The sequence below is a fragment of the Enterobacter sp. BNK-18 genome, from assembly GCF_047456135.1.
In the GTDB taxonomy this organism is placed as follows: Bacteria; Pseudomonadota; Gammaproteobacteria; order Enterobacterales; family Enterobacteriaceae; genus Enterobacter; species Enterobacter ludwigii.
The window spans coordinates 1,247,410-1,268,442 of sequence record NZ_CP179899.1 but is presented as its reverse complement, the minus strand read 5'-3'; the positions used below and the strand labels follow the sequence as shown (position 1 = coordinate 1,268,442).

Sequence of the window (21,033 nt, the reverse complement as noted above, 5' to 3'; positions counted from 1 at the left end):
ATGGGCTTATAAGCTATAGTTATGTTTTGTGAGTATTTCACTGATGAAACGTAATCTGAATGACCTCCTTTATTTCATTACCGTCACCCGCGAAGGGAGTTTAACCCGTGCGGAGGCTCAACCAGGGGGGCGCAACCGGCTCTCAGCCAGGCAATATCGACGCGGGAATAACGGCTGCAGATCCCCCTGCTCACACGAACTACCCGTAACCTAACTCCAATTAATGAGCTGTACTCATAATCAATATAAGTTTATACGCATTATCGAATTAATGCTCTACTGCTAAGATTATCCCTGTTCAGGAATGTGTCACTGAAGTCTGAAGAGATTGAACCTGATCTCAGTCTGATAGTGGTGACAACAGCCCATCTCCTATCAGGAATAGTAAAAATGACAGATAACATCATAGGCAAAGTAATTGTAATCACGGGCGCATCAAGCGGTATGGGTGAAGCGGCTGCACGTTATCTTGCTGAAAAAGGAGCAAAGGTTGTGATGGCTGCGCGGAGAATAGACCGCATTGAGGCCATTGCGAGTGAGCTCCAAAAGCAGAATAAAGAAGCCATCGCCGTCGCAACCGATGTGACGAAACTTGATGACGTAAACAACCTCATTGAGACTGCGGTCAACAAATTCGATCGTGTAGATGTTCTTATCAATAATGCCGGCCTGATGCCACTTTCCCGCCTTGAACAGGGAAATGTCGATGAATGGAATCAGATGATTGATGTCAATCTGCGCGGGGTTCTACACGGGATTGCTGCGGTGTTGCCTTATATGAAATCACAAAAAACAGGTCATATCATTAACACCGCATCTGTTGCTGCACACCTTATCTTCCAGAGTTCTGCTGTCTATTCGGCGACAAAATTTGCTGTTCGAGCATTAACCGACGGTTTGCGCCAGGAAATGGCGGCGCATAACATTCGCGTCACGTTAGTCTCCCCCGGTGCTGTTAAAACAGAACTGCTGGAGCATATAACGGATAAAGATGTTAAGGCTGCAAACCAGGATTACGTTGAAAATGTTGGCGTGCCAGCAGAAACCTTTGCACGCATGGTAGCCTTCGCAATTAATGAACCAGAAGATGTTGGTGTGAGTGAAATTATTTTCAGACCCACGGCTCAGGAATTGTAATTAGTTTAGTGGCGGCAACTGGAGAAAACTATCAGGATTTAGGCTTTCAGATTCGGCATACCCCTATGCCTTTTCCTAAGCCTAAAAACACGATTTTTCCTGCACCTAACAGCGAGAAATGTCCGCTTCTGGCACAGGCCTGCTGTTGCAGCCCTGACAACCTTAGACTTCAATCGATTCAGAGATCTCTAACGCATCATCTACTTCAATGCCCAGATATCGGACTGTGCTTTCCAGTTTCTTATGGCCCAACAGAAGTTGGATCACCCGAAGATTCTTGGTTTTCTTGTAGATCAGGTAAGGTTTTGTTCTTCTCATGGAATGTGTGCTGTAAAGCGAATCTTCGAGACCAAGCTTTTCTACCCCCCCATGAAAGATTCGGTTGTATTGTCGGGTTGATATGTGCTGATTAGTTCCGACCCGAGACCGGAACAAGAAGTCTTTACTGTGCAAATTGCCAAGTTTTATCAATGCAGCAACAGCTTCTCTTGTTCCTTTGGTTATCTCAAATTGCACAGGACTACCGGTTTTCTGTTGCAACACCGTTGCTCTGCTTGAAAACAAGCTACCATATGCCACATCAGATACTTTGAGTTTAACCAGATCACAGCCTCGAAGCTTACTGTCCAGGGCCATATTGAACAGAGCTAAATCGCGCGTTTTACCTTCCAGTTCAAGCCGGATTCGGATCCCCCAGATATGAGATATCTGAAGTGGTCTTTTTTGGCCAATGATACAGTCTTTGTTCCACGGTTACGTGTTCATACTCAAATCTCCTGCAATGTGGGAGATTTGAGTATGGTTGTCCCTTATGAGCGAGGAGTGGACATAAGTTTTACTTAACTGGTTTATTGGTTACGGTTCAACAATATCCCATATTGAATGTAATAAAAATAATTGGTATAAAAATTAATACTTGGTTTTTATGGTTTCACTTTTAGTTTTCCATTTCAACTATGTGCAGCCTAATAATGATAATGAAAGCCAAAAACTTTAGCGAGGTCTTTTAAAGGGGGATTAACTAGAATTTTCAAAAAGAAAAAGGAAAGAGCTTACATTAATTTAGCTATCAATGTTTACTATACTTCTCGTAGATCTCAGCATAAAAATGAGCTATCCATTCTTCATAGCTACTGAGATGTACAACTAACCCACGAATGTCTGCCACATCGAAAATAACATAAGCAGCAATATCAGCATTAATTTTCCCTCCAAAAACTTTTTTATAATCGTGGGCATCACTTGCAAAAAAAATCATTCCATCTTCATTAGGTATTCTTTTTGCAGCCCAATGTGCAAAGATATTTCTATAATCTCTGCGATATTTTATTTCTTGTAGTTTTCCTGTAACCTCATCAACTTTAGAAGACTCAATAAGGTCTTCACTCACTAACGCTATGAGCTTACCTAAAATATATGGAATGTTCACCTTATCCTTTGGTTTTGTTTTAATAATTCCCGTTGACTCAAGTTTATTAAACAATCTATGCATATTTAGCTCTATAAAACAATACATCTGTATATATTGACCTAAGAGCGTAAAATCCTCGTTTGTTAGGTTCCACAATTCATGTGCTTGATATTTATTTGCTTCTTGCTCTAAATATTCTACTCTTTCATTTCTGTATTCAATCGGCAATGCCATTATAATATCCTTGCTTTATCTCGGATGACTTAGGTAAGAATAGCATACTTCAAGAAGCCATGCATTTCTCTATGCTTATATAGTGCTTGCGCGAGCTATATACGTAAATATAAAATATAGATCTTTATAATCAGTTCCAAATAAGTACTTTTTAAGTCTACTTCTGGCGTGAAGGGTCTGCTTCGAGCGAAAAGAAGACGTAACAACAGTTACCGGCTACATCCTGACAAAGTAGCCGGAAGACAGTTTTAGTCTTACTTGTTCTGATAAAGATCCCAACGGTTGCCGTACACATCCTCAAATACGACAACTGTACCGTATACCTCGTTACGAGGTTCTTCAGAAAACTCTACGTCTTTTGATTTCATAACGTTGTAGTCGCGCCAGAAATCATCAGTCTGGAGGAAAAGAAATACCCTACCGCCGCATTGGTTGCCGATGAAATCTTCCTGCCTCTCATTGGAAACTCGTGCCAGAAGAAGATTGCAATCGCTTTCTGGGTTTGGGGAAACTACTACCCAGCGTTTTCCTGGCTGTGGGATGTCCTCAACTAGGATAAACCCCAATTTTTCCGTGTAATATTCTATTGCCCGGTCATAGTCATCAACCACTATGGCAACATATCCCATACATCGTTTCTGCGTTCGCATTTCCACTCCTGTTAAAGCTTAAATCATAACTAAAGGTAACATCTTTTTAACACATGCAGTCGTGATGTGTCGTCATGCGTAGAGGTCCGCTTCTGGCACATAACGGCCCTGGAAATTGGGAAAATCACCGGACACTTAGCAGATCTGAATATCTGGTCGTATATCTCGGCGACAGCATTTCACGTTTCATCTGCCAATACTGCTATATGCCCTGCCCTGCAAAGTAAAGCGTGCCTTTCCCGTCTTTCGCATTCAGGTGATCGAGCACCCCAATCAACTTTTCGCTGCCAGCATACGGTGCGTTCTCATCGAAAAGGTTGAGCTGGGCCCCCCCTGGCTGAAGAAGCCACCCAACATGATTCCGGCTTTCTGGTAACGATGGCCATCCTTCCAGATTTTATCCAGGCACTTTATGCGGCGTTAATGATTTTGGGGAAGAAAAATCGGTCAAAAAAAACCGGGCATCGCGCCCGGTTCTGTTCCCATACTAAAAAAGCCCTTAAGCATTCAATCCACGATTCTCCAGCATCGGTTCAATCCTCGGATCGTGCCCACGCCACTGGCGGTAAAGTTCAGCTAAATCAGTACTATTCCCGCGCGACAAAATGGCCTCGCGGAATTTCTGTCCGTTTTCGCGAGTCAAACCACCCTGCTCGACAAACCACTGATAGCCATCGTCTGCCAGCATCTGGGTCCACAGGTAGGCGTAATACCCCGCCGCATAGCCGCCGCCGAAGATATGGGCGAAGTAGCTGCTGCGATAGCGCGGTGGAACGGCGGGCAGATCCAGCCCCTCTTTGTGCAGTGCTGCCGCTTCAAAGGCGTCTACATCGTCCACGGGTTCACTGATGCCGTGCCAGTTCATATCCAGCAGCGCAGCGCTAAGCAGCTCGGTCATGTCATAACCTTTATTAAACTGCGTCGCGTTAAGCATTTTATCGCGCAGCGCCTCGGGCATCGGCTCTCCTGTCTGATAGTGGCGGGCATAGTGGGCAAACACCTGCGGATGGCTCGCCCAGTGCTCGTTGATTTGCGATGGGAACTCGACAAAATCACGCGGCGTATTGGTGCCGGAGAGGGAGGCGTAGCGCTGGCTGGCAAACAGACCGTGCAGCGTATGACCAAACTCGTGGAACAGGGTAACCACATCGTCCCAGGAGATCAGCGCCGTCTGACCGTTAGCCGGTTTTTGATAGTTGCAGACATTGTAGATAACCGGGCGCGAGGCAAACTCATACGATTGCTCGACGAAATTCCCCATCCACGCCCCACCGGCTTTCGATTCGCGGGCAAAGAAATCACCATAGAACAGCGCCATCCCTTCGCCGGTGTGGTCGAAAATTTCCCACACGCGGACATCAGGATGGTAAACCGGAATATCGAAACGCTCGACAAAGCGGAGGCCAAACAGCTGGCTTGCAGCCCAGAATACGCCATCCTGCAACACGGTGTTGAGCGCAAAGTACGGCTTAATTTGCGACTCGTCGAGGGCATATTTCGCCTGGCGCACGCGCTCGGCATAAAAGGCCCAGTCCCATGCCTGCACGGTGAACCCGCCCTGCTCGTCATCAATCACTTTTTGGATATCGGCTTGCTCAAGCATCGCTCGGGTGCGTGCGGCGGGCACAATTCCGCGCATAAAAGCCAACGCGGCGGCAGGTGTTTTCGCCATTTGATCGGCGATACTCCAGCTTGCGTAGTCCTCAAACCCCAACAATTTTGCCTGACGCGCGCGCAACGCGGTGAGACGCAGGATCAGTGCCCGGGTATCGTTTTCATCCCCTTTCTGGGTACGCGTCCAGCCCGCGTTAAACAAATTTTCCCGCGTCTGACGGTCACGCAGCGCGGAAAGTGCGGGTTGTTGAGTGGTATTCAGCAGCGGAATCAACCAGCGATCGTTCAGCCCTTTCTCCGCGGCGGCATGGGCAGCCGTCGCAATCTCGTCAGGACTGAGTCCATCAAGCTGATGAGCATAATCCACGACCAGCCCACCGGCTTTGGTGGCGGCCAGCAGACGCTGATTATACTGGCTGGTGAGGGTAGCCGCCTCGGTATTCAGCGCTTTCAGCTCCGCTTTTTCTGCATCATTCAGCCGCGCACCGGCCAGCACAAAGTGCTGGTACGTCTCTTCTGCCAGCCGACGGGATTCGGCGTCCAGCGCAGCACAATCCTGCCAGACGCTCTCCACGCGAGAGAACAGCGTGTCGTTAAGCCAGATATCGTTCGCCAGGGCAGCAAGCTCGGTAGAGATCTGCTCTTCAAGCGCCTGTAAGTCATCATTGGTGTGCGCAGAGGTCATGGCGAAGAAAACGCTGCTGACACGCGAGAGCATGGCACCACTTTTTTCGAGCGCCAGCACGGTATTGTTGAAATCGGGGGCGGCCGTTTGCGCGACAATCGCGTCAATCTCGGCTCGCTTCTGGCGTATCGCTTCATCGAATGCCGGGCGGTAGTGACCGTCGTTGATTTCGTCGAATCGGGGTGCCTGATAAGGCAACAGGCTGCTTTCAAAAAAGGGATTAGTGGCCGACATCTTTCACTCCTGAGTACGGTTATCTTCCCAGAGTAGGCCAGGCCGCCACTGCCTGCAATGCCGTCATACAAATGTTGCCTTAACGCATCCTTCGCGGCCGTGCTATGTTAGTACAACACAAAAAGCGTTGAGGAACAGTGAGATGATTATTTTAGTTACCGGGGCAACGGCAGGTTTTGGTGAAAGCATCACGCGTCGCTTCGTCGCCAACGGGCATAAGGTGATTGCGACGGGTCGTCGTCAGGAGCGTCTGCAGGAGCTGAAAGATGAGCTGGGTGACAGCATCCTGACCGCGCAGCTTGATGTCCGTAACCGTGCCGCCATCGAAGAAATGATTGCTAACCTGCCGGCCGAATGGCGTGCCATTGACCTGCTGGTCAACAATGCCGGTCTGGCGCTCGGTATGGAGCCTGCCCATAAAGCCAGCGTTGAAGACTGGGAAAACATGATCGACACGAACAACAAAGGGCTGGTGTACATGACCCGCGCCGTGCTGCCAGGCATGGTTGAGCGCAATCGCGGCCACATTATTAACATCGGCTCGACCGCAGGAAGCTGGCCTTATGCGGGCGGTAATGTTTATGGCGCGACCAAAGCCTTCGTGCGTCAGTTCAGCCTTAACCTGCGTACCGATCTGCACGGCACCGCCATTCGCGTGACCGATATTGAGCCGGGCCTGGTAGGCGGAACCGAATTTTCCAACGTTCGGTTTAAAGGTGATGACGCGAAAGCAGGCAAAACCTACGAGAATGCGAACGCCCTGACGCCGGAAGATGTCACCGAAGCGGTCTGGTGGGTGGCAACGCTGCCAAAACACGTCAACATTAACACGGTAGAAATGATGCCAGTCAGCCAGAGTTTTGGCGGACTTAGCGTCCATCGTGGCTAACATTGCCCTTCCCGGCCTGCGGGCCGGGTCTGTTTCAGGCCATAAAAGAATGGTAGTATGTTCAGGCTAACTCTCTGAGAAATGACAACTCATGGCCGCTGAATCGCAACTCAATCCTACCCAGCCCGTAAACCAGCAAATCTATCGCATTTTGCGACGTGATATTGTCCATTGCCTGATCCCACCCGGAACGCCGCTCTCTGAAAAAGAGGTGTCCGTGCGGTTTGACGTGTCCCGCCAGCCCGTGCGTGAGGCGTTTATCAAGCTTGCAGAAAACGGTCTGATTCAGATCCGCCCGCAGCGCGGCAGCTATGTGAACAAAATCTCGCTCTCCCAGGTGCGTAACGGGTGTTTTGTCCGTCAGGCCATTGAGTGCGCGGTGGCGCGCCGGGCCGCATCCTTGATTGATGACAACCAGTGCTACCTGCTGGAGCAAAACCTGCATCAGCAGCGTATTGCGATTGACCGCAAACAGCTCAACGACTTCTTCCAGCTTGATGACGAGTTTCACCAGAAGCTGGCGCAAATTGCAGACTGTCAACTGGCCTGGGACACGATTGAAAACATCAAAGCCACCATCGACCGCGTGCGCTATATGAGCCTCGACCACGTCTCACCACCGGAAATGTTGCTACGACAGCATCATGATATTTTCAGTGCGCTGGAAAAACGCGATCAGGACGGTGTAGAAAAAGCGATGACGCTGCACCTGCAGGAAATCAGCGAATCCGTACAGTTAATTCGTCAGGAAAACAGCGACTGGTTTAGCGAAGAGTAAAATACGCCGCCCCCGTTTCGGTTGCGGCGAAGAGATTAGCGAACCACCAGCACCGGAATACTCGCATAGCGCAGGATAGATTCCGCATTTGAACCGAGCAGATGGGTGCTGATGCTCGGGTTTTTCGACCCGATGACGATCACGTCATATTCCCCTTCTTTGCTCAGTTTGATAATTTCGTCACGCACGTTGCCAAAGCAGACCAGGCTGTGGATATTCTCCCCGGGGAGATCAAACAGCCTTTTTAGCTCGTTCATTTTCTTCCCGGATTCTGCGGTCATAAACGCTTCAAACTTTTTGATATCGGCGTTGAATCCGCGCAGCAACGAGCGGCTGCTGTTGGGGAGAATGTTCACCAGCGTAATCGACGCGCCTTCCGCCTTTGCAAGGTTGGCCGCGTGGCGAACCGCTTTGTCGCTCAATTCCATTTCAAATACATCAACAGGCATTAAAATCTTCTTATACATAAGCCTGACTCCTTATTCCTGTGAAAGGGGTATTCCCTGCTTCAAGAATGGCAGCCGGAATATAAACAAACCCTAAACGCTTGCCTGCAGAAACTATCAATAAAGGAAAATAAATGTGGGCTTTGTAAATTGCTGTCGTGAACCGTCAGCACCCACCAATATTGAGAAAAAAGTGTGAGTTTGATCAAAAACAAAAAAATGAGATGCAGACAGGCGTATTTATAGTGCCCCGTGAACGGTGAAACCTGAAATAGCGCCGTAACGGATAAGTGAGAGAGGAGAAAATACCATGATGACATACGACCGTAACCGTAACGCAATTACCACCGGCAGCCGTGTAATGATCAATGGCACAGGACACACCGGCGTGATTAAAGCGATTCACAGCGAAGGGCTGGATGCCGCGCAGGTGCGTCGCAGCAAAACGGTAGAAGTGGAAGGTTGCGAAGGTAAGTTCGAACCGATTGAACTGATTCGCCTGGGTATGCACTGATTCATGCGACATCATGCCGCCGCACGCGGCGGCATGTGATGACTTAGCCGTTCGCCGCGTACTCTGCGACCGTGGCTTTTGCACCTTTTTGCAGTAACGTCTGGTAAGCACGCATTACCGCATCCACAAAGACGGTTTCATGCGGGAGTTCTTTGCCAAAAATGGCCTCAATGCCCAGCAGCGCCTTCACCCGGTCTTCGCCCTCAGCACTTCCCTTCACCGCCGCCTGAATGACCGCCAGCTGCGGGTCGCTCACGTCGATAGCGTTGCCCTGCTCATCGACACCACCGACATACCGCATCCAGCCTGCAATACCTAATGCCAGCAGCGGGAAGCTTTTTTGATGCACCAGATGCCAGCGCACGGAATCGAGCATACGCTGCGGGAGCTTCTGGCTGCCGTCCATTGCGATTTGCCAGGTACGGTGACGTAACGCCGGGTTGCTGTAGCGGGCAATCAACAGGTCTGCATAGTGGCCTAAATCAACGCCTTTCACTTTTAAGGTCGGCGCCTGCTCGTTCAGCATCAGCGCATGGGCGGCAGTACGGTAGTGCGCGTCTTCCATGCAGTCGTTGATATGCGGGTACCCCGCCAGATAGCCAAGATACGCGAGGAAAGAGTGACTGCCGTTAAGCATGCGCAGCTTCATCTCTTCAAACGGAATGACGTCTGAAACCAGCTCCGCCCCGGCCTTTTCCCACTGCGGACGGCCTGCAACAAAGTTGTCCTCAATCACCCACTGACGGAACGGTTCGCACGCCACGCCTGCCGGGTCACGAACGCCGGTCAGCTGTTCAATTTTATCCAGCGTCTCCGGTGTAACCGCGGGAACAATGCGATCCACCATGGTGGACGGGAAAGTGACGCTGGATTCAATCCAGTCTGCCAGCTCGCCGTCAACCGCGCGGGCATAAGCGCAGGTCACATTACGCATGACGTGACCGTTCTCCGGCATATTGTCACAGGACATGACGCTAAACGCGGGCAGCCCGGCAGCTTTGCGTCGCGCGAGTGCTTCCACCACCACACCCGGCGCAGATTTCGGCTGATGCGGGTTTTGCAGGTCGGCGGCGATTAACGGGTGATCGAGCATCAGTTTCCCGGTCGCCGGCGAGTGGCAATATCCCTTTTCAGTAATGGTGAGCGAGACAATCGCCACCTGCGGCTCACACAGTGCGGCCAGCACGCGTTCCAGCCCGTCAACCTGTGCATGCAGTGCGTTCCTGACCACGCCCACCACCCGCGATGTCCACGCATCGGCAGACATTTCCGCCACGCTGTAGAGATGATCCTGTGCGTTCAGATCGGCAATCTGCTTTTCACCGCCAATCAGGTTTACCTCACAGTAACCCCAGTCGCTATTGTGCTCCGCGGCGAGAATGTCGGCGTACACCGCCTGATGCGCACGGTGAAATGCGCCAAACCCTAAATGAACAATGCGTGCCTTGAGGCGTTCGCGATCGTACTGAGGAAGCGTCGCTTTCGCCTGTAATAACCGGTTTTCCATGATTAAGACTCGTTAAGTTATGTACGCTGGGATTCGCTGCCGCTCTAAACGAGCAGCAGCGCCTGCTGACTACACCAACTAGAATGGCAGTCGGGGTAAAAAAGAACTGCCATTAACCATACTGATCCTGCAGTTTGAGATTTTGATTTATATTAACTTTTACGCATGTGGTGTGACATGAACATAAAGTTGTGTGACAGGTCACTCAAGATATAAACCATTACCGCCGCGATGAAACCGCCCCATAGCCAACGGAATCACGTGCCGGCCCCTCCGCCGCATCTTCCGCCACGCTCAAATCACGATCGCAGACCTCTGGCATGCAGATGGCGGCGATCAGCCCAATCACGGAGTAAGCGATCATCATGGCGACAATTGGCCACCAGGAACCGGTCATATTGCAGAAGATTCCGGCGAGCACTGGCCCAAAGCCTACCGCCACCAGCCCGCCCGCCTCTTTTGAGATAGCCATCCGGGTAAAGCGGTTACGCGAGCCAAACATCTCCGCCATCGTGATGTTTTCCAGGGCAAACAGTCCTAGTACGGCGAAATTATGGATAACGATGATGGAAAGCATGATCACGCCCGGCGCATAGCTCTTATCAACGATAATCGACAGCATCGGGTACGCCAGAATAATGGCGGAGATATTGAGCAGTATGTACGGCAGACGACGCCCCACTTTATCGGAGAGCCAGCCCAACAGCGGGATAGAGATAAACCCGAGGATTGAGCTTATCATCAGTGCATCGGTGGGGATCGCTTTATCGAACAGCAGCGTCTGAACCAGATACCCGGCAAGAAACGTCTGGATCAGTCCCGAATTCCCCGCCTGACCAAAACGCAGCCCGGTTGCCAGCCAGAAGGACTTACTCTTCACCATCGCTGCAAATGATAAATCGTGTTTTGTCACCGGTGCGGTTGTCTCAGCCTCGTTCACTTTTTCAAATACCGGGCTCTCCTTGAGGTTCATTCGCAGCCAGATGGCGAAGATCATTACCACCACGCTTGCAAGAAACGGTACACGCCAGCCCCAGGCAACCAACTGTTCGCGGTCGAGGGCGAAGAACATAATTGCCCAGATAGCCGTTGCACTTAGCGTCCCGCAGTTGGTGCCCATCGCCACCAGCGAGGAGATAATGCCGCGTTTCCCTTTAGGGGCGTACTCCGCCAGCATGGTGCCGGCGCCGGAGATTTCAGCCCCTGCCCCCAGCCCCTGGATAATACGCAGCGTCACTAACAGGACGGGCGCGAAAATCCCAATCTGCGCGTAGGTCGGCAAGACCCCGATCAGGGTCGTGCAGATCCCCATCATAGTAATGGTGATAAACAGCACCTTTTTACGGCCAATGCTGTCGCCCATTCGCCCGAAGATAAAGGCGCCGACAATGCGCGCGATATAGCCTGCGCCGTACGTCCCCATCGCCAGAATCAGCGCCATTGCGGCCGATTGTTCCGGGAAGAAGATCTCATGGAATACCAGGGCGGCCCCCAGCGAATAGAGCTGGAAATCCATAAACTCCAGTGCGGTACCCAGCCAGCCGGAAACGGCGGCTTTCACCAGATCTGAAGTCGTTCTTTGTGGTTGTGTTTGCTTCATAATGGCTATCTCTGCAAGGTAAGATGCGTACCACTCAGAGCCTGTCTGCGCAGGCTCTTAACCGCGTGAATTATTATTGCCCGAACGTGAGTAAGACTTTGCAGCACTGCCGCTGATCTTTTTCAAACCGTTCGATGGCGTCTGTTACGTGGTGATAGTCAAAAGTGTGGGTGATCAGTTTGTCCGGGTCGATCAACCCCTTTTCCAGCCAGTCGATGACGACGGGGAATTTGTTGGCATTCAGCCGTGATGAGAATATCGCCAGCTCTTTTCCGGTGATCCCCTGCTGAACAATCTGGCTTGGGTCGCTGGAAAACCCCATCAGCACGATGCGTGCCGCCGGAGAGGCAATGGTGATGGCTTCCTGTAAAATTGTCGGATGACAGGCTGCGTCAATAATAAGCGTCGGTTTGATCCCTTTTTCTTCCAGCGCCGCCTGTAACGACAGCTCCGCGTTGTTGAACACCCAGTCCGCGCCGCTGCGTTGCGCCATCGCCAGCCGTTCATTGATCCGATCCACAACGATAACCTGCTTCACCTTATAGACACCTTTCAGCGCCTGGACGGTGACAAGGCCCATGGGACCTGCGCCGTAGATCAGGGCGATATCCTGCCCGGTGGGTTGTGCGTGGCCCGTCACGTTAGCGGCAATCGTAAACGGCTCGATCATTACCGCGTGTTTATCTGGAATAGCGTCCGGAACAACCCAGGCATTTTTTGCCGGTACGACGGCATACTCACTAAAGCCTCCGTCGCGATGAACGCCCAGCACCACCAGAGAGGTACAGACATTGGGTTTGCCCACGGAGCACGGATAGCAGTGTCCGCAGCTGATCACCGGGTCAACCGAGACGCGCTCGCCCACGCGGGCCGGGTCAACTCCCTCACCAACGGCATCAATCTCACCAAAAAATTCATGGCCAATCACGCGCGGGTATCGCGCAAACGGATTATGCCCGCGGTAAATATGGCTGTCTGAACCGCAAATACCGGCCAGTTTGACGTTGACGCGCACTTCACCTGCCGCGGGTTCCGGGAGTGGACGATCTTCAATCACCAGTGCATTGGGTTGTTGAATCACTACGCTTTTCATCGTTCGCTCCTCGTTTACCAGTTCCACAACGTGCCATCTTCGAGACGGGCAACCGGAAGATAGGCAGGATCGTACGGGTATTTCGCCGCCAGTTTTTCGTCAAATTCAATGCCCAGCCCGGGTTTGTCGCCCGGGTGCATATAGCCATTATCAAAGCGCCAGCTGTGCGGGAAGACCTCCAGCATTTGTTCGGAGTAACCCATATATTCCTGTACACCAAAGTTTGGCACCCACAGGTCAAAATGCAGCGCGGCGGCGTGGCAAACAGGCGACAGATCCGACGGTCCATGTGAACCGGTACGCACCTGATAAAGCGAGGCGAAGTCCGCGATGCGCCGCATGCCGGTGATGCCGCCCGCGTGGGTAATGGTGGTGCGGATATAGTCGATAAGCTGCTCTTCAATAAGCTGCTTGCAGTCCCAGATGCTGTTAAACACTTCCCCAACCGCAATCGGCGTGACCGTGTGCTGACGGATCAGACGGAAGCAGGCCTGGTTTTCCGCAGGCGTAGGATCTTCCATCCAGAACATACGGAATGCTTCAATGCTCTTACCGAATCGCGCCGCCTCAATCGGGGTCAAACGGTGGTGCATGTCGTGCAAAAGATGCTCATTAAAGCCAAATTTACTGCGCACCGCATCGAACAGCTTCGGTGTGAAATCGAGGTATTTTTCAGTGGACCAGAGCTGCTCTTCCGGCCAGTCACCTTTAGTGGCGGGCTCGTAGGCCAGCCCTTTACCTTTCGACATGCCATAGGTGGTTTTCATACCCGGCACGCCGCACTGGACGCGGATTGCCTTAAAGCCCATCTCTTTATGCCGGGCGTAATCTTCCAGCACGTCATCGATGGAGTGCCCGGTGGTATGACAATAGACCATCACCCCTTCCCGGGATGCGCCGCCCAACAGCTGGTAGAGCGGCATATTGGCCGCTTTGGCTTTGATATCCCACAGTGCCATATCCACGGCGGAAATGGCCGACATGGTGACCGGACCACGACGCCAGTAGGCGCCTTTATAGAAGAACTGCCAGATATCCTCAATGCGGTGCGCATCACGGCCGATCAACTGCGGGCAAAGGTGATCTTTCAGATAAGAGGCCACCGAAAGTTCACGTCCGTTGAGGGTGGCATCACCCAGGCCGACGATGCCCTCGTCGGTGGTAATTTTAAGGGTGACAAAGTTACGCCCCGGGCAGGTAACAAAGACTTCAGCCCCGACAATCTTCATAATCCATTTCCTTACATCGCTCATTGTGATGCTGGAAACTTACCCCTCTGCACTACTACCATACAAGTATAATGATCATAAAATCAGCGAGGGGTCACAAAAAAATCGGGCGCTCAGGCGCGCCCCCATCCGGCAACAATAATCAACATGCCGCACAGCGCAACCAGCGCCCCGGCCCAGTCATACGCGCTGAGCTTCACACCATCCACCACGCGTAACCACAGCAGCGCGGTACAGACATAAACGCCCCCATAAGCGGCGTAGACGCGCCCGCTGGCCGCCGGGTGCAGCGTCAACAGCCAGACAAACAGGGCCAGCGCAATGCCCGCCGGGATCAGCAGGAAGATGGTTGCCCCCTTCTTTAGCCAGAGCCACGGAAGGAAGCAGCCGATGATTTCACACAGCGCGGTGGCAAAAAAAAGCAGAGTGGTTTTGAGCATATTTACGGTCATGTGATGATTTATTTAGACATCATACCTGATGATATCGTTTACTTTTCCATACCCGTGTCGCGGGTATGCCGTTATTTCTCTTTGGTGTAGAATCTGAACGGGATAACTTAATTATCTGCGCCCATTTAAAAGGAAACGCTATGACTACATTAAGCAAACGCCTTTGTCTGACAGCCCTGCTGGCGCTGTCATCGTTCGCCTTTGCCGCCTCTGCCACCGCCGAAACCAGCAAACTCATTATTGAGTCTGGCGACAGCGCGCAAAGCCGTCAGAACGCCGCCATGGACAAAGAACAATGGAATGACACCCGTAGCCTTCGTCAGAAGGTGAACAAACGTGTTGAAAAAGAGTGGGACAAAGAAGATGTCGCTTTCGACGCGCGCGATAAGTGTCAGCAAAGTGCCAACGTTAACGCCTACTGGGAGCCAAATACCCTGCGCTGCCTGGATCGTCGTACTGGCCGCACGGTCGCGCCATAATGTCAGTGCAGTGTGACGTTAAGCTCCGCCCGCTGGAGCGTGAAGACCTGCGCTTCGTCCACCAACTCGACAATAACGCCAGCGTGATGCGCTACTGGTTCGAAGAGCCTTACGAGGCGTTTGTTGAGCTGTCGGATCTCTACGACAAGCACATTCACGATCAAAGCGAACGCCGTTTTGTCGTGGAGTGTGAAGGTGAAAAAGCCGGTCTGGTGGAACTGGTTGAGATCAACCACGTTCATCGTCGGGCAGAATTTCAGATTATCATTTCACCTGAGCATCAGGGGAAAGGTCTTGCCACGCGGGCGGCGAAGCTGGCGATGGATTACGGATTCAACGTCCTCAATCTCTACAAGCTTTATCTCATCGTGGATAAAGAAAACGAGAAAGCGATCCATATCTACCGCAAGCTGGGCTTTATGGTGGAAGGCGAACTGGTTCACGAGTTCTTTATCAACGGTGAATACCGCAACACCATTCGCATGTGCATCTTCCAGCATCAGCACCTGGCCGGACACAAACCGTCAGGCGCCAGCCTGCTGAAACCCACCGCGCAGTAACCTGCGCGGCTTTTTCTCAGTAGTATTCAATACTGTTCTTAATGGTGTACTTGCGCTCAACGGCGGGCTTCACGCTGTTGTCCGTGATTGTCAGATCGCAACTCACCGGATTATTGTGTCGATCGTAATCGCAGCTCTGATTGACGTTGCCCAGCGGCTTGTCATTCAGCATGCTCACGGCGGAGTAATCCATTCTTTTGCGAAGGTCTTTAGACGGCGTCGACTGGACGGATAAATGCTGGTCCCCGGAGACGGTGGTTTTCCCCAGCGGATAGCCATCCGCATCATAGCGGTACTTCACTTCCATCTCTTTGCCGTGCGCCGCCACCACAAACCCGTTATCGTCGGTATCCCACGTTACGCCCGCCGACGGCAATTCAGCCAGCTGGCATTTCCCCTGCAGTTTCACTTTTCGCTGCTGGGTTTCCGCATCAAGGTAGTAATTAGCATCCAGTACCAGCGCCACGCCGGTATTGGCCTCGAGGTCGTGCAGTTCGAGGGTATCGAAACACCCTTCCGTCGACATCGTGCCGGTTACCCGTTTGGAGACTTCACCTTTGTCGTTGAACAGTGTCTGGGTAAAGTCTTTTACCGGGCCGCGCAGAGGGTCAAAATCAAATTCATTGGAGAAGCTCGCCATCTCGGGCGTAAACGACAGCGGCGCGGAAGGGTTGTCGCACCCCACCAGTGTTGCTGCCAGTAGCGTTATCGCTGCGTAGTTCTTCACATCATTTACCGAATCAGGGAGAGTATTCCCGATCATATTAGCAAATACCGTTGTTCACACGATAGCAAAATGTCAGGCGAAAAGAGACGTACAATCAATACATTAATCTCTCTTACCCTCTGCAAAACCTCGCCAGAACGAGAAGGCGCTGTGCCCGCTGTTGAACAGGAAACACACCTGCTTTGAGCGCATGACGGATATTCTGTGACATATTAACAACATGAAAGCGCCGGCAGATGGCGCCATCTAACTTTATTCTTTGATATATTAAATGTTTACCATCCCCTTTCTTCCTCTATAAGGATGCGCTACCCTCACAAATGCGTTCGCGTCCAAAACCGCCTGGAATCTCTATGCTTTCTTTATTCATGAAAAAAAGTAGGCAAAACGCTGATTTTTGATTGCTCATCAAAGGTTAAAAAATGAAAAAAACAATCCCAGAATATACGCCTGTTGACTTATCACGTTGGGCCAGAAAAGAACATTTCGAGGTATTTCAGTCCTTTGCTCAATCTACATTTAATCAAACTGTTCAAATAGACATCACCGCATTGCTCAAGGATATAAAAGAACTGGGCTGGAAATTTTATCCGACGATGATTTCCCTCCTTTCTAAAATCGTCAACAACCATTCGGAATTCCGTATGGCCATGAACAACAATGAACTTGTCATATGGAATGAAATTCATCCAAGCTATACCATTTTCCATAATGAAACGGAGACCTTTTCTTCATTATGGAGTCACTTCGATGGCAATATTGATCATTTCCAGAACGTTTATTCGGAAGATGTTGCTCGCTATGGTAATAGCCTTTCTTATTGGCCGAAGGAAGAGTCACGGGAAAATGTATTTTTCGTGTCGGCGATCCCCTGGTCAAGTTTTACCAGTTTTAATATCAACGTAGCCAATATGCAGAACTTTTTTGCCCCCATGTTCACTATGGGGAAATACGTCAACCAGGGTGGAAAAGTATTGTTGCCCCTCGCCGTGCAGGTCCATCATTCCGTGTGCGATGGTTTCCATGTGGCAAGATTGTTCAATGAGTTACAGGCGATGTGTGATGACTTACGGCATCACTCCGGCGAACGCCAGGTGCAGAGCAAAACGCACCGCGCTTAGCGTCGCGATGCCGGGCGGGTATCACCGCCCGCAGGACGTGTTGATGGTAATTGGGGAAAATGAGCGCAGGAAGCCTGTATAAGATTGTTCAGAAAGTTATCCCCAATAACAAAAGCTTACACGAACCCTGCTAAGCTTAACCGACACACAGAGAAAAGGAGCTACAGATGAAACGGTTACCCTGGATTACCGCCCTGCTGTTAATGAGCGCTTCTACAGCGGCTCTGGCTGCCCCGGATTCCTGCGAGCGCGTAAAAAGCGACATTCAGCAGAAAATCATCAATAACGGCGTGCCCGAGTCCGGCTTTACGTTGAATATTGTGCCAAACGATCAGGCTGATCAGCCGGATGCACAGGTAGTCGGTCATTGTGCGAACGATACTTTTAAAATTCTCTATACCCGCACCGGTAGCGGTGCCGCATCAGGGATGCAGGATAATGGTCAGGGCGAACCTCAGTGATTTTAATCACTTTCTCGCGGCCAATTCCCTTTGACTTGATGAGGATTAATATTTAATACCTCCAAATAAGTAACATTCACCCCATCATTAGCCCAGTTGTAATCACGGGCGAAAATAATACGCAATTAAAATGATGGGGTGAGTTATGTCCGATGTCGAAAATCACGGCGGGATCAGCCGTCGAACGTTGGTTAAATCCACTGCAATAAGCTCTCTGGCACTTGCCGCCGGGGGGATTTCACTGCCTTTTGGCCTCAAACGCGCCGCTGCCGCGGTACAAAACGCCGTAAAGCCCGCTGAAGACAAAGTGGTCTGGGGTGCCTGCTCGGTCAACTGCGGGAGCCGTTGTGCGCTGCGTCTTCACGTCCGTGATGAAGAAGTTTACTGGGTCGAAACGGATAACACCGGTGAGGATATTTATGGCAATCATCAGGTTCGTGCCTGCCTGCGCGGGCGTTCTATTCGCCGTCGGATCAACCACCCCGATCGTCTGAACTACCCCATGAAGCGTGTAGGGAAACGCGGTGAAGGCAAATTCGAGCGTATCTCATGGGATGAAGCCCTGGACACCCTTACCCGCAGCCTGAAAGATGTCGTGGAAAAATACGGCAACGAAGCGGTCTACATTAACTACTCCTCCGGCATTGTGGGCGGCAATATCACCCGCTCCTCCCCTTATGCTTCGCTGGTCGCGCGTCTGATGAACTGCTACGGCGGCTTTTTAAGCCACTATGGCACCTACAGCACCGCGCAAATAGCCTGTGCAATGCCCTACACCTACGGCAGCAACGACGGCAACAGCACCTCAGATATTGAAAACACGAAGCTGGTGGTGATGTTCGGCAATAACCCGGCAGAGACGCGAATGAGCGGCGGCGGGATAACCTATTATCTCGAGCAGGCCCGCGAGCGCTCTCACGCGCGCATGATCGTCATCGATCCGCGGTATACCGACACCGCCGCCGGGCGCGAAGACGAGTGGATCCCGATTCGCCCGGGGACGGACGCCGCGCTGGTCGCGGGTATCGCCTGGGTACTGATCGACGAAAACCTTGTCGATCAGCCGTTCCTCGACACGTACTGCGTCGGCTATGACGAAAAAACGCTGCCGGAAGGTGCGCCTGCTAACGGACATTACAAAGCGTATATTCTCGGTCAGGGTGATGATGCCACCGCCAAAACGCCGGAATGGGCCTCGCGCATCACAGGCATACCGGCCGATCGCATCATCAAGCTTGCACGAGAAATTGGCAGTACCAAACCGGCTTACATCTGTCAGGGCTGGGGCCCCCAGCGCCAGGCCAACGGCGAGCTGACCTCCCGCGCCATTGCCATGTTGCCGATTTTGACCGGAAACGTCGGTATCAACGGCGGGAACAGCGGCGCACGTGAATCGACCTACACGATCACCATTGAGCGTATGCCACTGCCGGATAACCCGGTGAAAACGCAAATCTCATGCTTTAGCTGGACCGACGCCATCGCGCGCGGCCCCGAAATGACCGCCCTGCGCGACGGCGTGCGGGGAAAAGAGAAGCTGGATGTGCCGATCAAATTCATCTGGAACTACGCCGGCAACACCATCATCAACCAGCATTCCGACATCAACAAAACCCACGATATTCTGCAGGACGAGAGTAAATGCGAAACCATCGTGGTGATCGACAACTTTATGACCTCGTCGGCGAAATATGCTGACATCCTGCTGCCCGATTTAATGACCGTTGAGCAGGAAGACATTATTCCTAACGATTATGCAGGCAACATGGGCTACCTGATTTTCCTTCAGCCCGTGACCGCACCGAAGTTTGAGCGCAAACCGATCTACTGGATCATGAGTGAAGTGGCGAAACGCCTCGGCCCGGATATTCATCAGCGATTTACCGAAGGACGTACCCAGGCGCAGTGGCTGCAGTATCTGTATGCCAAAATGCTCGAAAAAGATCCGCAGTTGCCGTCCTATGACGAACTGAAAGAGAGGGGTATTTATAAGCGTAAAGATCCGGCCGGGCACTTCGTAGCCTATAAAAAATTCCGCGATGATCCGCAGGCTCATCCCCTCAACACCCCCTCGGGCAAGATTGAAATTTACTCCAGCAAGCTGGCAGAGATTGCGGCTACCTGGGAGCTCGCCGACGACGAAACCATCAGCCCGCTGCCGGTCTACGCCTCGACCTTCGACGGCTGGGACGCCCCGGAACGTCATAAATTCCCGCTGCAGCTCTTCGGCTTCCACTTCAAAGCCCGCACCCACTCCAGCTACGGCAATGTCGACGTGCTGAAAGCCGCCTGCCGTCAGGAGGTCTGGCTTAACCCCGTGGACGCGGCGCAACGCGGCATCAAAAATGGCGATACGGTGCGCGTGTTTAACGATCGCGGCGAGGTACGCATCGAAGCGAAAGTCACACCGCGCATCATGCCCGGTGTGAGCGCGATGGGCCAGGGAGCCTGGCATGACGCCAATATGAACGGCGATCGTGTCGACCACGGTTCATGCATCAACACCCTGACCACGCACCGCCCGTCACCGCTGGCCAAAGGTAACCCGCAGCACACCAATCTGGTGCAGATCGAGAAGGCGTAAGGAGTAACCGATGACAACCCAGTATGGATTTTTTATTGATTCCAGCCGCTGCACCGGGTGCAAAACCTGCGAGCTCGCCTGCAAGGATTACAAAGATTTAACCCCGGACGTCAGCTTCCGCCGTATTTACGAATACGCGGGCGGTGACTGGCAGGAAGACAACGGTGTCTGGCACCAGAACGTGTTTGCCTACTACCTGTCGATTGCCTGCAACCACTGCGAAGACCCGGCCTGCACCAAGGTCTGCCCAAGCGGAGCGATGCACAAGCGTGACGACGGGTTCGTGGTGGTGGATGAAGATGTCTGCATCGGCTGTCGCTACTGCCACATGGCCTGTCCGTACGGTGCCCCGCAGTACAACGCCGCCAAAGGGCATATGACCAAGTGCGACGGCTGCCACACTCGTGTGGCGGACGGCAAAAAGCCGATCTGCGTGGAGTCCTGCCCGCTGCGCGCGCTGGACTTCGGTCCCATCGACGAGCTGCGTAAAAAACATGGTCAGCTGGCGGCCGTCGCGCCGCTGCCGTCCGCGCACTTCACGAAGCCAAGCATCGTGATTAAACCTAACGCCAACAGCCGCCCGACAGGGGATACCACCGGCTACCTGGCAAACCCGAAAGAGGTGTGA

General features: G+C 52.1%; 21 protein-coding genes and 2 pseudogenes. 11 read left to right on the top strand and 12 right to left on the bottom strand.

Features of this window, described 5'->3' with window-relative positions:
* Positions 1-43 precede the first annotated feature (43 nt).
* Both ACMGG3_RS06115 and ACMGG3_RS06110 read left to right on the top strand, forming a co-directional pair.
* A pseudogene (locus ACMGG3_RS06115) lies at positions 44-168 on the top strand (LysR family transcriptional regulator); the annotation flags it as partial.
* A 222-nt stretch (positions 169-390) separates the two neighbouring features.
* Entirely contained in the window at positions 391-1,137 is a 747-nt protein-coding gene (locus ACMGG3_RS06110) for an SDR family oxidoreductase (protein ID WP_414149692.1), read from the top strand.
* Between the two features lie 162 nt (positions 1,138-1,299).
* Here ACMGG3_RS06110 and ACMGG3_RS06105 read toward each other — a convergent pair whose 3' ends face one another.
* The 5 genes and pseudogenes from ACMGG3_RS06105 to dcp form a co-directional block, all read right to left on the bottom strand.
* Positions 1,300-1,872 carry a site-specific integrase gene (locus ACMGG3_RS06105; RefSeq protein WP_414149908.1) on the bottom strand — a complete coding sequence of 191 codons (573 nt, stop codon included), beginning with the start codon at positions 1,870-1,872 and terminating at the stop codon, positions 1,300-1,302.
* A gap of 334 nt (positions 1,873-2,206) precedes the next feature.
* Complete coding sequence (locus tag ACMGG3_RS06100; protein ID WP_138013797.1) at positions 2,207-2,782, bottom strand: hypothetical protein; 576 nt, start codon at positions 2,780-2,782, stop codon at positions 2,207-2,209.
* 254 nt (positions 2,783-3,036) lie between these two features.
* A complete protein-coding gene (locus ACMGG3_RS06095) occupies positions 3,037-3,432 on the bottom strand; it encodes a VOC family protein (protein WP_414149691.1) in 396 nt (131 codons plus the stop codon).
* Positions 3,433-3,556: 124 nt separating this feature from the next.
* Positions 3,557-3,846 (bottom strand): annotated as a pseudogene (locus ACMGG3_RS06090) (DUF4113 domain-containing protein); the annotation flags it as partial.
* 85 nt (positions 3,847-3,931) lie between these two features.
* On the bottom strand, positions 3,932-5,965 hold the full coding sequence (gene dcp, locus ACMGG3_RS06085) for a peptidyl-dipeptidase Dcp (RefSeq protein ID WP_414149690.1): 2,034 nt from the start codon (positions 5,963-5,965) through the stop codon (positions 3,932-3,934).
* 142 nt (positions 5,966-6,107) lie between these two features.
* Between dcp and ydfG the strand changes: the two genes are divergently transcribed.
* Both ydfG and ACMGG3_RS06075 read left to right on the top strand, forming a co-directional pair.
* The gene (gene ydfG / locus ACMGG3_RS06080) at positions 6,108-6,854 is read left to right on the top strand and encodes a bifunctional NADP-dependent 3-hydroxy acid dehydrogenase/3-hydroxypropionate dehydrogenase YdfG (protein ID WP_068794576.1); all 747 of its coding nucleotides are present in this window, start codon (positions 6,108-6,110) and stop codon (positions 6,852-6,854) included.
* Between the two features lie 91 nt (positions 6,855-6,945).
* Entirely contained in the window at positions 6,946-7,632 is a 687-nt protein-coding gene (locus tag ACMGG3_RS06075; RefSeq protein ID WP_014169893.1) for a GntR family transcriptional regulator, read from the top strand.
* A gap of 35 nt (positions 7,633-7,667) precedes the next feature.
* Here the strand turns inward: ACMGG3_RS06075 and ACMGG3_RS06070 are convergent, their stop codons facing one another.
* Positions 7,668-8,099 (bottom strand): universal stress protein, encoded by a 432-nt coding sequence (locus ACMGG3_RS06070; protein ID WP_014169892.1) that lies wholly within the window; start codon positions 8,097-8,099, stop codon positions 7,668-7,670.
* A gap of 289 nt (positions 8,100-8,388) precedes the next feature.
* Between ACMGG3_RS06070 and ydfZ the strand changes: the two genes are divergently transcribed.
* Entirely contained in the window at positions 8,389-8,592 is a 204-nt protein-coding gene (ydfZ, locus tag ACMGG3_RS06065; RefSeq protein ID WP_013096785.1) for a putative selenium delivery protein YdfZ, read from the top strand.
* Between the two features lie 43 nt (positions 8,593-8,635).
* Here ydfZ and ACMGG3_RS06060 read toward each other — a convergent pair whose 3' ends face one another.
* The 5 genes from ACMGG3_RS06060 to ACMGG3_RS06040 form a co-directional block, all read right to left on the bottom strand.
* Complete coding sequence (locus ACMGG3_RS06060; protein WP_414149689.1) at positions 8,636-10,099, bottom strand: mannitol dehydrogenase family protein; 1,464 nt, start codon at positions 10,097-10,099, stop codon at positions 8,636-8,638.
* Positions 10,100-10,319: 220 nt separating this feature from the next.
* Positions 10,320-11,699, bottom strand: coding sequence for an MFS transporter (locus ACMGG3_RS06055; protein WP_414149688.1), 1,380 nt, complete (start codon positions 11,697-11,699; stop codon positions 10,320-10,322).
* A gap of 73 nt (positions 11,700-11,772) precedes the next feature.
* Positions 11,773-12,792, bottom strand: a complete 1,020-nt coding sequence (locus tag ACMGG3_RS06050; protein ID WP_025204304.1) for a Zn-dependent oxidoreductase — start codon at positions 12,790-12,792, stop codon at positions 11,773-11,775.
* Positions 12,793-12,806: 14 nt separating this feature from the next.
* Complete coding sequence (gene rspA, locus ACMGG3_RS06045; RefSeq protein ID WP_020884262.1) at positions 12,807-14,021, bottom strand: starvation-sensing protein RspA; 1,215 nt, start codon at positions 14,019-14,021, stop codon at positions 12,807-12,809.
* 113 nt (positions 14,022-14,134) lie between these two features.
* A complete protein-coding gene (locus ACMGG3_RS06040; RefSeq protein WP_040017363.1) occupies positions 14,135-14,461 on the bottom strand; it encodes a YnfA family protein in 327 nt (108 codons plus the stop codon).
* A gap of 152 nt (positions 14,462-14,613) precedes the next feature.
* Here ACMGG3_RS06040 and ACMGG3_RS06035 point away from each other — a divergent pair, with 152 nt between their 5' ends.
* Positions 14,614-14,952 carry a DUF1283 family protein gene (locus ACMGG3_RS06035; protein WP_020884264.1) on the top strand — a complete coding sequence of 113 codons (339 nt, stop codon included), beginning with the start codon at positions 14,614-14,616 and terminating at the stop codon, positions 14,950-14,952.
* On the top strand, positions 14,952-15,512 hold the full coding sequence (gene speG, locus ACMGG3_RS06030) for a spermidine N1-acetyltransferase (protein ID WP_020884265.1): 561 nt from the start codon (positions 14,952-14,954) through the stop codon (positions 15,510-15,512). The genes ACMGG3_RS06035 and speG overlap by 1 nt, the downstream gene beginning before the upstream one ends.
* 16 nt (positions 15,513-15,528) lie before the next feature.
* Here the strand turns inward: speG and ACMGG3_RS06025 are convergent, their stop codons facing one another.
* The gene (locus ACMGG3_RS06025) at positions 15,529-16,275 is read right to left on the bottom strand and encodes a YnfC family lipoprotein (protein WP_032670404.1); all 747 of its coding nucleotides are present in this window, start codon (positions 16,273-16,275) and stop codon (positions 15,529-15,531) included.
* A gap of 386 nt (positions 16,276-16,661) precedes the next feature.
* Here ACMGG3_RS06025 and catA point away from each other — a divergent pair, with 386 nt between their 5' ends.
* The 4 genes from catA to ACMGG3_RS06005 all read left to right on the top strand — a co-directional run bounded on the left by catA (position 16,662) and on the right by ACMGG3_RS06005 (position 21,033).
* The gene (catA, locus tag ACMGG3_RS06020) at positions 16,662-17,360 is read left to right on the top strand and encodes a type A chloramphenicol O-acetyltransferase (RefSeq protein WP_414149687.1); all 699 of its coding nucleotides are present in this window, start codon (positions 16,662-16,664) and stop codon (positions 17,358-17,360) included.
* Positions 17,361-17,527: 167 nt separating this feature from the next.
* Complete coding sequence (locus ACMGG3_RS06015) at positions 17,528-17,821, top strand: DUF1161 domain-containing protein (protein ID WP_014169881.1); 294 nt, start codon at positions 17,528-17,530, stop codon at positions 17,819-17,821.
* A gap of 145 nt (positions 17,822-17,966) precedes the next feature.
* Entirely contained in the window at positions 17,967-20,405 is a 2,439-nt protein-coding gene (ynfE, locus tag ACMGG3_RS06010; protein WP_414149686.1) for a selenate/tellurate reductase subunit YnfE, read from the top strand.
* Between the two features lie 10 nt (positions 20,406-20,415).
* On the top strand, positions 20,416-21,033 hold the full coding sequence (locus ACMGG3_RS06005; RefSeq protein ID WP_014169373.1) for a DMSO/selenate family reductase complex B subunit: 618 nt from the start codon (positions 20,416-20,418) through the stop codon (positions 21,031-21,033).

Coding starts and splice junctions, on each gene's coding strand:
- dcp (WP_414149690.1), bottom strand. CDS start 5,965: ATGTCGGCCACTAATCCCTTTTTTGAAAGCAGCCTGTTGCCTTATCAG.
- ACMGG3_RS06100 (WP_138013797.1), bottom strand. CDS start 2,782: ATGGCATTGCCGATTGAATACAGAAATGAAAGAGTAGAATATTTAGAG.
- speG (WP_020884265.1), top strand. CDS start 14,952: ATGTCAGTGCAGTGTGACGTTAAGCTCCGCCCGCTGGAGCGTGAAGAC.
- ACMGG3_RS06035 (WP_020884264.1), top strand. CDS start 14,614: ATGACTACATTAAGCAAACGCCTTTGTCTGACAGCCCTGCTGGCGCTG.
- catA (WP_414149687.1), top strand. CDS start 16,662: ATGAAAAAAACAATCCCAGAATATACGCCTGTTGACTTATCACGTTGG.
- ACMGG3_RS06025 (WP_032670404.1), bottom strand. CDS start 16,275: ATGATCGGGAATACTCTCCCTGATTCGGTAAATGATGTGAAGAACTAC.
- ACMGG3_RS06050 (WP_025204304.1), bottom strand. CDS start 12,792: ATGAAAAGCGTAGTGATTCAACAACCCAATGCACTGGTGATTGAAGAT.
- ACMGG3_RS06055 (WP_414149688.1), bottom strand. CDS start 11,699: ATGAAGCAAACACAACCACAAAGAACGACTTCAGATCTGGTGAAAGCC.
- ACMGG3_RS06060 (WP_414149689.1), bottom strand. CDS start 10,099: ATGGAAAACCGGTTATTACAGGCGAAAGCGACGCTTCCTCAGTACGAT.
- ACMGG3_RS06075 (WP_014169893.1), top strand. CDS start 6,946: ATGGCCGCTGAATCGCAACTCAATCCTACCCAGCCCGTAAACCAGCAA.
- ydfZ (WP_013096785.1), top strand. CDS start 8,389: ATGATGACATACGACCGTAACCGTAACGCAATTACCACCGGCAGCCGT.
- rspA (WP_020884262.1), bottom strand. CDS start 14,021: ATGAAGATTGTCGGGGCTGAAGTCTTTGTTACCTGCCCGGGGCGTAAC.
- ACMGG3_RS06005 (WP_014169373.1), top strand. CDS start 20,416: ATGACAACCCAGTATGGATTTTTTATTGATTCCAGCCGCTGCACCGGG.
- ACMGG3_RS06110 (WP_414149692.1), top strand. CDS start 391: ATGACAGATAACATCATAGGCAAAGTAATTGTAATCACGGGCGCATCA.
- ACMGG3_RS06070 (WP_014169892.1), bottom strand. CDS start 8,099: ATGTATAAGAAGATTTTAATGCCTGTTGATGTATTTGAAATGGAATTG.
- ynfE (WP_414149686.1), top strand. CDS start 17,967: ATGTCCGATGTCGAAAATCACGGCGGGATCAGCCGTCGAACGTTGGTT.
- ACMGG3_RS06095 (WP_414149691.1), bottom strand. CDS start 3,432: ATGCGAACGCAGAAACGATGTATGGGATATGTTGCCATAGTGGTTGAT.
- ACMGG3_RS06040 (WP_040017363.1), bottom strand. CDS start 14,461: ATGCTCAAAACCACTCTGCTTTTTTTTGCCACCGCGCTGTGTGAAATC.
- ydfG (WP_068794576.1), top strand. CDS start 6,108: ATGATTATTTTAGTTACCGGGGCAACGGCAGGTTTTGGTGAAAGCATC.
- ACMGG3_RS06015 (WP_014169881.1), top strand. CDS start 17,528: ATGAAACGGTTACCCTGGATTACCGCCCTGCTGTTAATGAGCGCTTCT.